At 58.0% G+C, this 15,072-nt stretch carries 11 protein-coding genes; 2 read left to right on the top strand and 9 right to left on the bottom strand.

The window, feature by feature from the left end; genetic code table 11:
• Positions 1-7: 7 nt before the first annotated feature.
• The 3 genes from PM3016_RS12035 to PM3016_RS12025 form a co-directional block, all read right to left on the bottom strand.
• Positions 8-1,300, bottom strand: a complete 1,293-nt coding sequence (locus PM3016_RS12035; RefSeq protein WP_014369659.1) for an ABC transporter substrate-binding protein — start codon at positions 1,298-1,300, stop codon at positions 8-10.
• 170 nt (positions 1,301-1,470) lie between these two features.
• Positions 1,471-2,304, bottom strand: a complete 834-nt coding sequence (locus PM3016_RS12030) for a carbohydrate ABC transporter permease (RefSeq protein WP_013915838.1) — start codon at positions 2,302-2,304, stop codon at positions 1,471-1,473.
• Positions 2,305-3,177, bottom strand: a complete 873-nt coding sequence (locus tag PM3016_RS12025; RefSeq protein WP_013915837.1) for a carbohydrate ABC transporter permease — start codon at positions 3,175-3,177, stop codon at positions 2,305-2,307.
• A gap of 595 nt (positions 3,178-3,772) precedes the next feature.
• Here PM3016_RS12025 and PM3016_RS12020 point away from each other — a divergent pair.
• On the top strand, positions 3,773-5,284 hold the full coding sequence (locus PM3016_RS12020; RefSeq protein ID WP_014369658.1) for a glycosyl hydrolase: 1,512 nt from the start codon (positions 3,773-3,775) through the stop codon (positions 5,282-5,284).
• A 63-nt stretch (positions 5,285-5,347) separates the two neighbouring features.
• Here PM3016_RS12020 and PM3016_RS12015 read toward each other — a convergent pair whose 3' ends face one another.
• Genes PM3016_RS12015 through PM3016_RS11990 form a run of 6 tightly spaced genes read right to left on the bottom strand, consistent with a single transcriptional unit; the run spans position 5,348 to position 13,630 of the window.
• Entirely contained in the window at positions 5,348-6,454 is a 1,107-nt protein-coding gene (locus tag PM3016_RS12015; RefSeq protein ID WP_014369657.1) for an alpha/beta hydrolase, read from the bottom strand.
• Between the two features lie 13 nt (positions 6,455-6,467).
• The gene (locus PM3016_RS12010; RefSeq protein ID WP_013915834.1) at positions 6,468-6,749 is read right to left on the bottom strand and encodes an HPr family phosphocarrier protein; all 282 of its coding nucleotides are present in this window, start codon (positions 6,747-6,749) and stop codon (positions 6,468-6,470) included.
• Between the two features lie 60 nt (positions 6,750-6,809).
• Positions 6,810-8,528, bottom strand: coding sequence for a glycoside hydrolase family 3 protein (locus PM3016_RS12005; protein WP_013915833.1), 1,719 nt, complete (start codon positions 8,526-8,528; stop codon positions 6,810-6,812).
• A 55-nt stretch (positions 8,529-8,583) separates the two neighbouring features.
• Positions 8,584-9,231 (bottom strand): beta-phosphoglucomutase, encoded by a 648-nt coding sequence (gene pgmB / locus PM3016_RS12000; protein ID WP_014369656.1) that lies wholly within the window; start codon positions 9,229-9,231, stop codon positions 8,584-8,586.
• A 49-nt stretch (positions 9,232-9,280) separates the two neighbouring features.
• On the bottom strand, positions 9,281-10,690 hold the full coding sequence (locus PM3016_RS11995) for an MFS transporter (RefSeq protein WP_014369655.1): 1,410 nt from the start codon (positions 10,688-10,690) through the stop codon (positions 9,281-9,283).
• Between the two features lie 6 nt (positions 10,691-10,696).
• On the bottom strand, positions 10,697-13,630 hold the full coding sequence (locus PM3016_RS11990) for an alpha-L-rhamnosidase (RefSeq protein WP_014369654.1): 2,934 nt from the start codon (positions 13,628-13,630) through the stop codon (positions 10,697-10,699).
• A 195-nt stretch (positions 13,631-13,825) separates the two neighbouring features.
• On the opposite strand from PM3016_RS11990, the gene PM3016_RS11985 reads away from it, so the two are divergent.
• Entirely contained in the window at positions 13,826-14,824 is a 999-nt protein-coding gene (locus PM3016_RS11985; RefSeq protein ID WP_014369653.1) for an AraC family transcriptional regulator, read from the top strand.
• Positions 14,825-15,072: the final 248 nt, after the last annotated feature.

The following is a 15,072-nucleotide window of genomic DNA, read 5'->3' as shown; positions in this document are numbered from 1 at the left end:
CCAGACGTTATTTTACCGAAGCTCTGGCTTCCTTCCACTTCGCATTCAGCTCGTCGAGCTCCTCCTTCAGGTCTTTGGCTTCCAGAATGTCCTGGATGTACTTGCCGCCGAAGAAGTCAATCTTCGCTCTGTTGCCGATATCGTTCCACTTCGAGGAAGTCGGTACGTTCTCGATGAAGTTCGGCTTGTAGGACTGGAATTCCTTAAGCTGCTCAAGGGCCGGCGTTTTGGATTTCTGCGGCGGAATGAAACCGGAGGCTTCCACATACCCCGCTTCTTCCACCATGAACTTCACCCAAGCCTCGGCGAGCGGCTTGTTCTTGGTGTTGACGTCGATGCCGTAGAAGTAGTCGGCGCTGAGAGGAGCGTTCAGCTTGCCGCTGTTATCGTAAGGGAACGGGAAGAATCCGATATCTTCCTTGGCCGCGCCTGCGCCGATGACCTGGTTGATGACCCAGTTCCCGAGGAAGTACATGCCGGCCTTGCCGCCTGCGACTTCGCCCTTGGATGCTTCCCAGACATTCGAGTACAGATCCTTCTCCACGTAGCCTTTTTCCTTCAGCGTTCTGACGATCGTGAAGCCCTTGCCGAACGCGTTGTCCACCTTGAAAGGCTCGTCGGTCTCGATCATCTTGTCGAGGTATTTGGCATCGCCGCTCGAGAACTGGACGAGCACCTCGCCCCACTCCTTCATCGGCCACTGCGCCCCGTTGTTGATGTAGATCGGCACCATGCCGGACGCTTTCAATTTCTCGCAGGCGGCGTAGAATTCATCAAGCGTCTTCGGGATGGAAGTGATGCCCGCTTTCTCGAACGCCTTCTTGTTGTACATGATCCCTTCCGTTGAGACGCCCGACACGATCCCGTAGATTTGGCCGTTATCGGCCTTGTAATCCTTGAAGTACAGATCGCCGAGGCTGTCGGCCAGCCCGTTCACCGGAGCGAAGAATTTGCCGAGGTCCTTGTTGGCGATGTTCGTCGGGATGAGCATGACGTCCCCGACATTGTTAGCGGACAGCCGGACGCGCATATCCGATTCGTAGTTCGTAATCCCTTCGAATTCGATGTCCTCGACCTTCGGATATTTCTTCTTGAAGGCTTCTTCATACTTGTCGAAGGTGCCGTCATTAACGAGGTCCGTACGCTGGGTCACGAAGGTGATCTTCCCTTGGACTTCCGTGCTGCCTCCCTGTTCTCCTGCAGGAGCCGCATCCTTCGAAGGCTCGGAATCGCCTCCGCAGCCTGCCAGAGCGGAGGAAGCAAGGGCAACGGCCAGCATCGTACCGAACATTTTTTTCATGTGTAGTATCCCCTTTTCGTATGAAAAATGTTTGTTATCGCTTACAACCTTATTGTATAAAGGTCAGGCGCAAATTTCATTGTATTCTGTTATCAAAAATTGTCCTGAAATACACACTAATCAAGAAATATATTTATAACAATAATAACAATTCAGATGCGCCAGCCCCTTTATTCCTTAACCGAACCGCTGGTGACCCCCGCATAAATAAACTTCTGCAGGAAGAGGAACAGGATGATCGCCGGAATGAAAATGACGATAATCATGGCTGCAATGTAGTTCCAGCTGGCCGCATTGGGCCCGACGAATTGGAAGATCGAAGTGGACACCACCTGCAGGTTCGTCTTCGTCATATACAGGAACGGAATGTAGAAATCGTTATAGATATAGATCGTCCGCAGGATCATGACCGTAACCGTCGCCGGCATCAGCAGCGGGAAGATAATGTTCCAGTAGATCCGGAAGAGGGAAGCCCCTTCGAGCATCGCGCTCTCATCCAGCGAGTATGAGATATTGCGGATAAACTGCAGGTAGATGATGATCGAGATGACGTCCGCCCCCAGGTACAGCAGGATCGGCGCATGGATGTTGTTGATGAGCCCGAGTGAGTTCATCAGCCCGTAGGTTGCCACCTGCGTAGTCACCAGAGGTGTAACGGAAGCCAGCAGATACATGCCGATGATGACTTTCTTGAGCTTGAAATCGAAGCGCCCCAGCGCATAAGCGACCATGGTTCCGAGGATGATATTGCCTGCGACCGACAGCCCGATGATGTACAGCGTATTCGGGAACGCCGTCGTCAGAATTTTGGTTTTGGTGAAAATGAACTCATAGTTCTCCCAGTGCAGCCAGTTGGCGGGAAGCGCAAACCGGTTCTGCAGGTATTCCTGCTTCGTCTTCAGCGAAGTGATAAACACCGTGTAGGGCGGGAATAATACGACGAACACCCCGATGAACAAAGACAGATATTGAATCGTCCGGACAAAGACCGACTGCTCTCTCATTTACTCGTCTCCCCCTTTCAGCAGCAGGCGCTGCAGCCCGACGAACACCAGAACGATCAAGAGCATCACGACGGCAAGTGCGGAGCCGAGGCCGACCTGCTGGAATTTGAACGCCACGTCGACGGTCTTGATGATGAACGTTTCGGTATTGTTGGCACCGAGCATCATGATATACGGAATTTCAAACGCTTCCAAAGCACCGGTAAGCGTAAGCAGCAGCAGGAGCTCCATGACCTTGCGGATGCTCGGCAGCGTAACATGCAGGAACTGCTGCGTCGAGGAAGCGCCGTCAATCCGGGCGGCCTCATAGATATCCTGCGGTATCGACTGCAGGGTGCCGAGGAAGATGACCATGCTCAGCCCCATGTACTTCCACATGGATACGAACGCAAGCGAGAAGTTGACAATCGATGGGTCACCGAGCCAATTCTGCTTCCAGCCGGAGAGTCCGACGAGATCCAGGAAAGCATTGAGCGTCCCGTACTGGTTGTTGTACAGCGCCTGGAACATGAACACGATCGCCACGCTGTGCATGATGTAAGGCAGGAACAGGATGACGCGGAAGCCGTTGCGCCCCTTGAGCTTGCTGTTGAGCAGTACGGCAAAATAAAGAGCCAGCCCCGTCTGCAGCAGACCGCCGATAAAGTAATAGGCATTATTCTTCAGCACGCCGAAGTATTCCGCATTCCCGAAGATCTCGCGATAGTTCTGGAAGCCCACGAACGCCTTCTCGGTCAGCCCGTCCCATTCCAGGAAACTGTAATAGAACAAGCTGAGCAGCGGATAATACGAAAACGTAAGAAGCAGCAGCAGCGGTACGGTTAAAAAACTGACCAGGATGATGGTTCTTTGTGTGTTGTAGCTCACATTCATAGGCCGCAGCCCCCTCCGATCCGAATGGTTTTCACTCTTTCTCTTGTTTCAGGAATGCGCTTACTTTAGGTGCGGTAAAGCATGGTGCTTTGTTGCTTCTGCGAGGGCCTCCCCCGGGATCTGTGTGTAAAACTTGTTTGCGTTGACCTCCCAGCTTCCGTTTGATATCGCTTGCATGAATTGATTATAGTCCGGTTCGTCCCCCGATAAAATGCACTCAGTAAGCATTTCTTGTCTTCTATTATCCAATATTCGTTTTGTTCAAGGCACAGAGCTAACGGCACATATAACAATAACATATATAACAAATCGTCCTGAGCAACCCCCTTTTTCAATAGAAGACAAGTACCCGACATGCAATAATCCCCTTAATATCAAAGGATTACGGCATAGAAAACGCATTCAAAAAATGAGTTGACATTTCTTCTCAAACCCCTATATGATAAATTCACGCTAACAAACCAAACTAAACCACCACTATGCTTTCTCCCTGTCCCTGTTGGCGATCGATTCCCAAGAGAAAGGAGTGCGGCCGAACCCGTCTTTACCCATTTTGCAAGCGCTTTATAAACCACTTGTAGAGGAGATCCGATTCATGAAAAAAACACTGATGCTCTTCACTCTGGCATCCCTGCTCGTCAGCGGTATGCCTGCCGCCTATGCCCACACGGCTGCTCCGGTGGACACTTCCGCCTCCCAGAAAACCAAGGACACCTACAACTGGCTTACCCACCTGCCGAACCGCACGGATAACAAGGTGGTGTCCGGCTTCTTCGGCGGATACAGCAACAACGGCTTCTCGACTACCCAGCTCGAAGAATTAAAAACGGCTGCAGGACAGTATCCCGGCATCTTCGGCTGCGACTACGGCGCAGGCTGGGCTTCAGCTTCAGATCCGACTGCGCTCATTGACTATACCTGCAATTCCACGCTGAAATCCTATTCGACGAGCGGCGGACTGATCACGGTCAACGTTCACTATCCGAGTCCCGGCTATTCGACGGGCGGCAACCTGAACACGAAGCTGACGAATTTCAGCGATCTCACCAACCCGAGTACCGTGACCGGCCAGCGCTGGAGATCCTACCTGGATAAGACGGCCGCCGGCCTGAAAGACCTGCAGGATGCAGGGGTAACGGTGCTGTGGCGCCCCTTCCATGAGATGAACGGCGACTGGTTCTGGTGGGGCAACCAGGACGCGGCGGCCTTTAAGGCGGCGTGGATCGATATGTACAACTACTTCACGAACACCAAGGGCCTGCACAATCTGATCTGGATCTATGCGCCGGACTTCAGCAGAGACAACCGCACCGCGTATTATCCTGGCGGCAGCTACGTGGATATTGTGGGTCTGGACGCGTATGACGATAATCCGGAAACTGCTGTAACCGGTTACGATGAATTGGTCGCCCTGGGCAAACCTTTCGCCTTCACCGAGATCGGGCCGGATACGTTCGGCACATTCGATTACACCAAGTGGCTGAACGCCATCAAGACCAAGTTCCCCAAGACGGTGTATTTCTTTGCCTGGAACGATAATTGGGCGCCGCATCGCAACCAGAACGCTTCCGCCCTGTTCAATGACTCCTGGATCGTGAACCGTGGAGAGATCACGCTGAGCTCGATCACCGAGGGCGGAACGACTACCCCGGGAACAGCCACTACGCTGTACAACTTCGAAGGCTCGACCGAGTCCTGGACGGGCACCAACGTCACCGGCGGACCCTGGACCACGACCGAGTGGAAAGCGAGCGGCAGCTCTTCCCTCAAAGCGGATGTGAATCTCGGCGCAGCGGTCAAGAATTACACGCTCAGCCGTGCCACAGCACAGAACCTGTCGTCCAAGTCGACGCTGAAGGCATCCGTCAGCAGAGCTTCCTGGGGAACCGGCACCCTTACGGCCAAGCTGTTCATCAAAACCGGCAGCACCTACCAGTGGTATGACGGCGGAGCCGTGACGGTCCCCGCGACGGGCACAACGCTCAGCCTCTCGCTGGCCGGACTCGCCAATCTGTCCGATGTGCGTGAGATCGGCGTCCAGTTCACGGCGGCTTCCGGCAGCAGCGGCACCAGCGCCATCTATGTCGATAACGTGACGGTGGAATAATTCCTCCATTCGTATAAGCAGCAAAAAAAACGGAGCCTTGGGATCTTCAGGGCTCCGTTTTTCTTATAAGGATGAGGACAGCCGGCCCATCATCGATGCGATCTCGTCGATGCAGTCCTCGGCCTGCGGATAAATCCCGTACTTGTCCAGGAAGGCATGATCCATTCCCTTGTAGCGGATCAGCCTGGTTCTCACGCCGGCTTCTGCCAGACGCCCGGCATACGCTTCTCCCTCCAGGCGAAGCATATCGTACTCCGCCGTGACGATCAGGGTCTCCGGCAGCTTCTCCACCGACTCCTGCAGCAGTGGGGAGACCAGCGGATTCGCCGGATCGTGCCCCTGCAGATACAGGGCCTGGAACAGCTGCCCCGCGCCCCGCAGCGCTTCCAGGCCAGGGAGTATATACTCCTGATGCCTGTGGATTTCGTATTCCTCCAGCCTCCAGGGATATGCTGCCGACTCTCCAATGAGGAGCACCGGATAGATCAGCGCCTGCATCCGGATCATTCCGCTTCCTGAATCCCGGTCCATCTGGGCGCAGCCGGCGGCCAGGTTGCCGCCTGCGCTGTCCCCGGCTACAGCGATACGACTCGGGTCGACCCCAAGCTCGTCCGCATGGCGGTAGACCCACTGCACGGCGTCATAGCAGTCCAGCACTCCGGCCGGGAACGGATGCTCGGGAGCCAGCCGGTAATCGACGTTCACGACGAGTGCGCCCGCTTTCTCCGCGAGACTCCGGCACGGATTCTCCACGACATCCGGCGAGCCGCCGATGAAGCCGCCGCCGTGGAAGAAGACGACGGCAGGCAGTAGGCCGGTCACCGCCGGTCTGTAGATGCGGATCGGAATCTCGCCCCCCTCTCCTTCGATCTTCAGAAGCTCCACACTCACCTTCGTTTCGGTGAGGTCCTTATTCGGAAATCCCATTCCTGCCCGAATCGCACCGATCGGGAACGTCTCGGGCCTCACCTCGGAGAGATCCGGGAATCCCGCAGCGCCCCCTCCGCTCTTCGCCGCTCCCTCCATCATCAGCTGCAGGACGCGGGGATCCAGCTCCCCGGCGCCTTCGCTGTCCGGGATCTTTTTCTCCATATAGGTTAGATGCTCCGTTGTACGGATGGTTACGCGTTCCTTCAACAGGGTCAACAGCTTCTTATCATACTGGCGCACAGGGTTCAGCTCCTTACTCTTCATTCGATCGACCGATCCGCTCGCGGATCATCACGCCCTGCAGGGCTTCCATCGCCTCGGCCTCATGACCGCCATCGGCTGACAGGAGGAGCTCATCTCCCGGCCGGACGCTTAACGAGAGTACGCCGAGGATGGAATGCAGCGTGACTCTCTTCCCGCCATGCTCCGCAAACAGGGCGCAGTCCAGGAACCGGTTCGCCGTATATACCAGATCATTGGCAGACCGTGCATGAAAGCCGTCTTGATCGGTAATGATAAACGATTGTCTGATCATATCCTCATTCCTTTCACAGGCTGACTTATTCACATCCAACAACCGGCTCTTATCACCGGCTTACGACAACCGGGCATCCCACTTGCCGCAGAACGGGTCCACCGGGCTCTTGCCGTGGAAGCCGGAACGGCCGGTCAGCTTGTCGATCAGGGCATCCAGCGTATGCTCCGCCGAGTTGTACGTATTGATGTAAGTACGGACACGCGGGACGTCGAGCAGATGGTACGGATTCTCGACCGAGACGAAGACCGTCGGCACGGAGCTCATGTAGATCGGCACGTTGGCTCCCATCGGGAAAGCCCACTCGATCCGGACCACGGTCTGGTTGCTCTTCGTGGCCAGGTTCACGATATACAGGATGAGGTCATAGTTGTCCTTGACCTCGCTGTAAGGAACCATCATCCCTTCCATGCCCCGGTTCGGGTTGAAGAGATCGACCGTGAAGCCTTCCTTCTCCAGCTTCGCCTTGATGATACCGGCTGCTGACTCCTTCGCTTCGAAGAAGCCTCCCGTGGTTTCGATGCCGTAGAGCAGCACCTTCCTGTACTTCGCCGGCGAGATCGGCAGAACCCCCGCCTCTTCCTTCACCAGCGTAACCGACCGGTCGGCGCATGCGTCTGCCCACTGCCGGTGCTCCTCCGCTCCGAGAATTTCTCCGGCGCGCTCCGGACTCGGCACGATCGTTCCTTCCGCCTTCTTCTGCGGGAGGTGCAGCGCCGCCTTCATCGCCAGGATCTTGGTCACGGCGTCGTTCAGGCGCTCCTCGGTGATGATCCCGTCCGCAACGCCCTGCTTCATATAACCGTAGTCCTCCTCGAAGTTGCGCGTGAACAGGAACATATCGCAGCCGGCGGCAATGGTCCGCGGTACGGACTGGGAGCGCGGCATCGGAATGACCATCCCGGCCATCGTGGTGGAGTCTGTGATCACGAGACCGTTAAATCCGAGCTCCTCCTTCAGCAGCTTCGTGGTAATCTCGTAGGAGAGCGAGGCCGGCAGAATATCCTCGTCCCGGATACCCGGGCTGAGCTTTCGGGAATAGGCCGGCTGCATGATGTGGCCGATCATCACCGACATCGCCCCCGCTTCGATGCAGTCGCGGAAGACGGCGCCGTAGGTGGCATCCCACGCTTCGCAGTCCATATCGTTCACCGTGGTCACAAGGTGCTGGTCGCGTTCGTCGAGCCCGTCGCCCGGGAAGTGCTTGATGGACGCCGCCACGCCGTTCTCCTGCAGTCCCTTCACGAACTGCACGCCCATCCGGCGGACGCGCTCCGGATCGGAGCCGAACGTGCGCGTATTCGTAATCGGATTGCGGAAGTTGTAGTCAATGTCGACGATCGGGGAGAACGCCCAATTCGCACCGACGGCCGCCCCTTCCCGTCCGCAGACGACGCCGAGCCGGTAAGCCATCCCGTCATCGTCCGTGGCCGCTACCTGCAGAGGGGAGCCGAACACGGTGCCCTCCTTGGCAATGCCGCTGCCCCCGCTCTCCAGGTTCGCCGAGATCAAGAGCGGGATCTGCGCGTTCTCCTGCAGGATGCGCACGGTGTCGATCACCTCGGCTGCAGGCATCTGCCGGCACATCAGGCCGCCGATCTTCACGTTCTGTGCGAGATTCTTCAGGTATCCCTCATTGCTCGTATAGCCGATCAGGCAGAACAGCTGCCCGATCTTCTCCTCCATCGTCATGCCCGATAGCGTGGCCTCCACCCAGCGGATCTGTTCCTCGTTCAAGTAAAACGGCTTCGCCTGCAGCCGTGTCTGCAGCTCCTTCATCGCTTTGCACCCTCTCTGTCATTGTCAAAAATGGGAAATGCGGCTCATTCAACCGTCAGTCCTGCAGAAGCTGCCCCACACCGATCTCCCGAAGGTCCGCCCCCCTGACGTGTGCCCCCGGATAATGCGCAGCAGCGCTCACCGCAGCCGCTTTCATGCCGGCCGCCAGGGCTGCCTCAATCCCAGCCTCCGCGTCTTCCACCACCACGCACTGCTCCGCCCTGAGCCCCAGCTTCTCCGCTGCGAGCAGGAACACCTCGGGGTCCGGCTTGCTTCGCCGGATCTGATTGCCGTCCGCCACGGCATCGAAGAAACCGCCAAGCCCGATTTTCTCCAGAATGAACGGCGTATTCTTGCTTGACGAGCCGATCGCGCAGCCCACTCCCCGATCCTTCAGCTCCTGAAGCAGCGCGGTGACGCCCGGCAAAATATCCGCAGGGGTAAGCAGCTGCAGCAGCTGGACGTAGTACCGGTTCTTGCGGGCGGCCAGCTCCTCCTTCGCTTCCGGCGAGTAGACCTGGGCCTCCCCCTTCAGAATGAGGTCCAGGCTCTCCATCCGGCTCACTCCGCGCAGACGCTCGTTGATCTCCCGGGAGAAGGGAATCCCCTCCTCCTCGCACAGCTGCTTCCATGCCCGATAATGGTATTCGTCCGTCGAGACGATGACGCCGTCGAGATCGAATATGACCGCTTTTTTGCTCATATGCTATCACCAAATTCCAATTATTGTAAAATATTGCAACTACGACAGGTTAGTTTCGTCCCGCTTCCCGGTCCCTCTCGGAAGCAATAGCCTTGAGGTCTTCCACAATCTGCGGGTACTTCTGATCCAGCTTATACAGCAGCATGAGCAGGATCTGCACGGCCAGAATCGCGATCGGCACGTACATGAACAGGATCTTGATTGCGGTGACCGCCGAATCCGGCTGTACTTCCAGCTTGCTCACATAACCGCCCCACGCCAGCGCCCAGCCGACGACCGCGCCGCCGAGGCCGCTGCCGATTTTGGAGGCCAGAGAACCGCCGCTGAAGATGAGCCCTTCCGTCCGGATGCCGGTCTTCCACTCCCCGTACTCGACCGTATCGGCGAACAGCGCATTGCCGATGGCGACCGACGGGGCGAGGCCCAGATTCTTGATCACGATGCTGGCGAGCACGAGCTGCAGATTCGTCGGGTCGACGAAGAGCAGCAGGGCGCCGATGAGGGAGACCGCCAGACCGATCAGCGACGTATTGCGCTTGCCGAACTTCTTGACGAGCGGGGCGCTGAGGATGATGCCCACGACGATCGGCAGCAGGGAAGCGAGAGCCAGAAGGCCGACGAGGCCGGCGTTCTTCAGCACATACTGCGCGTAATAAATATTCAGGGCGCTGCCGAGCCCCTGCGCGATAAAGATCAGGGCGGAGTAACCAACTATGAGCAGCCAGTACTTGTTGCGGAAGAGAGCGGCCACGCCGCGCTTCAGCGGCACTTCCTTCTGCACGACCGTCGGTCTGACCCGCTCCTTCGTCGTTTTGAATGTAATGAGATACAGGAATGGTGCGATGAGTCCGATGATGACGAACGTGATGATCCATCCCTGCCTGCCGCCGCCGAACATCTGGACGACCGGCATGGTCGCTACGCTGATCATCACGCCGCCGCTGATCGCCAGCACCATGCGGAAAATATTGATCAGCGAGCGCTCATACGGCTCCTGGGTCATCAGAGAGTTCAGCACGCCGTAAGGAATGTTAATCGCCGAGTAGAGCAGATTCACGATCAGATACGTGACGAAGGCATAGATGATCGAACCGGTCGGACCGAGATCCGGCGCTGTGAACAGCAGCATGACGGACAGGCCGAACGGAATCCCCATCCACAGCAGCCAGGGTCTGGCCTTGCCGTGCCTGCTCTTGGTTTTGTCGACGAGCACGCCGACCCCAAGGTCCGCCACCCCGTCCAGGAACCGGGTGACGAACAGGATCGTGCCTACCGCTGCGGCGGAGATGCCCGCCACATCGGTGTAGAAGAAAGCGAGGAACGTGGAGATCGCCGTCCAGATGATGTTCGTGGAGAAGTCCCCGAGCGCGTAGCCCAGCTTCTCTTTCAATGAAATCTTGACGTATGCGCCTTCGGCTCCACTCGCGGTGCCCGGGGCTGCTTCGTGTTTAGCATTCATGGTTGTCTACGCCTCCTGAAGTTCCTGTAATAAAGCGGCGATCCGCTCGTCTGTAACCGGGAGCTGCGGATCGTCCGCCAGCTGCTGCAGCGTCCAATTCTTGGCAAAGTACATCAGCGGCGGAGCGAGGAGTTCGGGCAGATGCCGCTCCAGCACTTCCTTGACCTCCGGATCGTCCTGAAGCTCTCTGACCTTGTTCTCCACGGTAAACCGATTCGCGAACAGCGCCGGAGCCCGGTATACGAAGCGGTATTCGCCCGAGCCCGCCTCGAAGGCCAGGCTGTCCGCCCCCTCTTCGAAGGAGGAAAGTCCGTCGGCCGAGGCAGCCGGTAAGCCGCTTTCGGCCAGCCCGGCGAGCGTACAGCCGGGCAGTATGACGGAGGCCGTCGTGTTGGCCGGAATCCTTAGCGTCACATGGACCTCCTCGCGGTTCACCACCTGCCAGGAGCACGTGATCATTCCGTACATCGACTCGTGCGAGGCACGGGCCGAGGTCAGCCGGCGGCCGCCGATGCCGGGGGCGATGCGGATCCGCTTGTAAGCCGGAGCCGCCGGGTCGAGATCGATGCCCGCCACCCTACGGTACAGCCAATCGCCGATGGAGCCATAGGCGTAGTGGTTGAACGAGTTCATATGATCGCTCCAGAACGAGCCGTCCGCCTTGATGCCGTCCCAGTGCTCCCAGATCGTGGTCGCCCCTCGGGATACGGCGTACAGCCAGCCCGGGTAGTCTTCCTGCAGCAGCAGCTTCAGCGCCGTGTCGTGGTACCCGTGATCCGAGAGGGCGAAGCAGAGGAGCGGCGTGCCGATGAAGCCGGTCGACAGGTGTCCGTTATGCTCGGCAATGAGCTCGTTCAGACTCTGGGCGATGCGGGCTTTCATCGGCGCTTCCACGAGGTCGAAGGCCAGTGCAAGCACATGCGCGGTCTGCGTAGGCGAAGCAATCCGCCCGAACGGCGTCACATACTCCCCTCGGAACTGAGCGACCACCTTCTCATAGAGCTCAGTGTACTCCCGTACATCCTCCGTACGGCCCAGCACGGCGGCCGCGTCTCTCAGCAGGCGGGTGGAGTAGGCGTAATAGGCGGTCGCGATCAGCTCCTTCGGCGTGGCGCCGGTGAAGCTGTTCTCCTTGGCGTCGAGCGCCAGCCAGTCTCCGAAGTGGAAGCCGGTGGTCCAGGCGTATTCGCTGGGTCCCTGCGCCCGGATGTACCCGACCCACCCCTTCATGCTGTCATACTGCTCCTCCAGCAGCTGCCGGTCCCCATACACCTGGTAAAAGATCCACGGGCAGATCACCGCGGCATCACCCCAGCCCGCCGAGGAGGAGCCGACCTTCGTGTCCGGTACGACGAACGGTACGCCGCCGTCCGGCAGCTGGTCCGCTTTCAGGTCGCGGAGCCACTTCGTGAAGAACGGGCCGCCGTTGTAGTTGAACAGCGCGGTGCGCATGAACACCTGCGCGTCGGCCGTCCAGCCAAGCCGCTCATCGCGCTGGGGGCAGTCCGTCGGGACATCGACGAAGTTGCCGCGCTGCCCCCAGACGATGTTGCGCTGCAGCTGATTGATCCCCTCATGAGAGCATTCGAACGAGCCGGCAGGCTCCATATCGGTGTGCATCACCTCACCGGCGAAGCAATCGAGCGGCAGCGGGCCTGAGTGCGATTCGGGACCGTTCTCCCGGATCGGCAGCCCTTCCACCTGCACATAGCGGAAGCCTTGGAAGCTAAAATGCGGCGCGTACGTCTCGCCGGGCTCCCCCTTGGCGGTGTAGACCACGGTCTGCTTCGCGGTCCGCAGGTTGCCGAAGTAGACCTCGCCGTCCCGATCCAGCACCTCCGCATGCCGCAGAGTGATGACCGTGCCCGCCGGCACATCCGGCTTCAGTCGGATGCGGCCCACCATGTTCTGGCCCATGTCCAGCACGGCGGCCCCCGCCGGTGTGAGGAAGGAACGCACCGGGCGGATCACCTGCGTGACGCGCACCGGCTCATTCTCCTGGGCGATCAGCTGCGCCGCGGGCGGTTCAATTGCAGTGACCGGGTGCCAGCCTAGCTCCTCCGCAGAGGCGCAGCTCCAGCCGCTCCGCTCCAGACGGGCGTCATACACTTCCCCGTCGTACAGACTGGAGCTGAGGATCGGGCCTGTGGATGCCAGCCAGCTCGCATCGGTCACGACCGCCTCTTCGCTCCCATCCTTATAGCGGAGATGGAGCTGCAGAAAGGCCGCCCGGCGCTCGCCGTACCGGAACCGGTTATGGGCATCGCCCATGCCGCCCTTGTACCAGCCGTCCGCCAGCAGGATGCCTATGCCGCCGCCGCCTTCCTGAAGATGCCCGGTCACGTCGTAGGCCTGGTACTGAATCCGGTGGTGATAGCTCGTCCATCCCGGTGTCAGCTCCGCGTCCCCTGCCCGCTCCCCGTTTACGTAGAGCTCGTATAAGCCGAGGGTCGATGCATAGGCGACAGCCCGCTGCAGCCCCGGCCGGACGTGGATCCGCTTGCGAAGGAGAAACACGGCCTCGGTCCGCGGATCAATCGCGTCCGGGTGCGGCGTGATCCACTGCGCCTTCCACTCGGATTCATCGAGCAGGCCGGTCTCCCACCAGGCCGGCTCGCTCCATGCGGATTCATTCCCCGCCTGGTCCCAGACCTTGACGCGGTAGTAATACCGCGTACGCGATGCCAGCTGGGGCCCCTCATACTTCACATGAAGCGAATCCTCTGACGGGATTTTGCCCGAATCCCAGAAGGGCTCTCCGAAATCACCGCTTTCCCTGCCCACTTGTACCCGGAAAGCCGTCTGGATGGTGCCTCTGTCTTCCGAGATGAGCTGCCAGCTGAAGCGCGGCCGCTTCTCTCCCGTCCCGATTGGATTTTTCCGGTAATCGCACCGGAGGTTGATTGCTTGAAGTTGATCGGCTTGATGTCCTGCTGCCATAAGCGACTTCCTCCTATCCTGCCCTGCAGCCTGTTGTTCCCTGGTTTCGATACGGCTTGGTTTGTATAAGCCTTATAATAGCAAACGGTTTCATATCTAATAATCTCAAAAGCGAAGGGATTTCTTGCTCGAATCAAAGATGTTATAATCGGTTCAGAAGGATGCACAAGAGACTAACATCCCAGGAGAGACCCCATGAATCTGAGCGAACTTGAAGCCCTCCTCCGCCGGCGCAACCAGACCAGCGACTGGACGACCGTCCGTGACAAATTCCAGCCTGACTACACGATGATCGACGGCATGGAAGCCTATCATTTCTATTCCGCCGTGGATGTCGCTAGCGAGCTGGTCGAAGGCAGTATTGCCATTTCCCAGCAGCCTTATGAGAGCTACATCCCGCTTCACATTCATAATTATCTGGAGCTGACCTATGTCTACGAGGGCAGCTGCACGGTCCAGATCCAGCACAAAGAGATCCCGCTCGGCAAGGGATCGTTCATCTTCGTCGACAAGGAGGTTCCCCACCGGGTGCTGGAGACCAAGCCGACGGATATTGTCATCAACATCATCCTGCGGATGGACTACTTGTCCCCCGCGTTTTTGAGCCGGCTCTCCCACCAGAGCATTATCTCTTCGTTCCTCGTGGACTCCCTGGTGGACAGCCGCAGGCGTAACCGGTATCTTCTGTTCCAAGCCGATTCCCGGGACGAACGCATTCCGCATGTCATGGAGCAGATCATGTGCGAGTACTATGACCGCAAGGCGTATTCGCAGCAGATCATCGACTCCTATCTTGTCATCCTGTTCACCGAGATGATCCGGCTGAATGAACAACTTTTGAAGGTCAAGGGGGACAAAGAGGACAAGCCGGCGCATTCGCTGATTGATTTTCTCAAATACATCGAGGACCACTACCGGGACTGCACCTTGACGCAGATGGCCGCGCACTTCAATTTTCACCCGAATTACCTGACCGCCCTGCTCAAGCAGGGAACCGGGAAGTCCTTCAAGGAGCTCCTCCAGCTGCAGAAAATCAGCAAGGCCACGCTGCTGCTTCAGCATTCCGACCTGCCGATCGAGCAGATTGTGGGCGAGATCGGGTATTCGAGCATCTCCTTCTTCTACCGCAAGTTCAGCGAGATCTACGGCATGACGCCGGTCCAGTACCGCAAGCGCAGGGAGGCGATGCTGTGAACGCTCCACGCTCGGAGTATCTTTTTGCGCTCCGTTATGCTTTGCATAAAGGTCGCTTTAAAAAGATATCTCCTCGCTTTCCAGTCATGCATGCCTTCCTCCTCCGCATTCGGGCATATCTTTTTTCGTTCCGTTACGCTTTGCATAAAGGTCGCTTTCAAAAAATATCTCCTCGCTTTCGATAGGCACACTCCTTAAGGAAGCTTCTGGGAAAGCATCCTATACTGAAAAGCACAAAAAAAGCGGCA

The sequence above is a fragment of the Paenibacillus mucilaginosus 3016 genome, from assembly GCF_000250655.1.
GTDB lineage: Bacteria > Bacillota > Bacilli > Paenibacillales > NBRC-103111 > Paenibacillus_G > Paenibacillus_G mucilaginosus.
The sequence above is the reverse complement of the archived record's forward strand: the minus strand, read 5'-3'. Positions and strand labels throughout refer to the sequence as shown.

Coding starts and splice junctions, on each gene's coding strand:
- PM3016_RS12035 (WP_014369659.1), bottom strand. CDS start 1,300: ATGAAAAAAATGTTCGGTACGATGCTGGCCGTTGCCCTTGCTTCCTCC.
- PM3016_RS12030 (WP_013915838.1), bottom strand. CDS start 2,304: ATGAGAGAGCAGTCGGTCTTTGTCCGGACGATTCAATATCTGTCTTTG.
- PM3016_RS12025 (WP_013915837.1), bottom strand. CDS start 3,177: ATGAATGTGAGCTACAACACACAAAGAACCATCATCCTGGTCAGTTTT.
- PM3016_RS12020 (WP_014369658.1), top strand. CDS start 3,773: ATGAAAAAAACACTGATGCTCTTCACTCTGGCATCCCTGCTCGTCAGC.
- PM3016_RS12010 (WP_013915834.1), bottom strand. CDS start 6,749: ATGATCAGACAATCGTTTATCATTACCGATCAAGACGGCTTTCATGCA.
- PM3016_RS12005 (WP_013915833.1), bottom strand. CDS start 8,528: ATGAAGGAGCTGCAGACACGGCTGCAGGCGAAGCCGTTTTACTTGAAC.
- pgmB (WP_014369656.1), bottom strand. CDS start 9,231: ATGAGCAAAAAAGCGGTCATATTCGATCTCGACGGCGTCATCGTCTCG.
- PM3016_RS11995 (WP_014369655.1), bottom strand. CDS start 10,690: ATGAATGCTAAACACGAAGCAGCCCCGGGCACCGCGAGTGGAGCCGAA.
- PM3016_RS11990 (WP_014369654.1), bottom strand. CDS start 13,630: ATGGCAGCAGGACATCAAGCCGATCAACTTCAAGCAATCAACCTCCGG.
- PM3016_RS11985 (WP_014369653.1), top strand. CDS start 13,826: ATGAATCTGAGCGAACTTGAAGCCCTCCTCCGCCGGCGCAACCAGACC.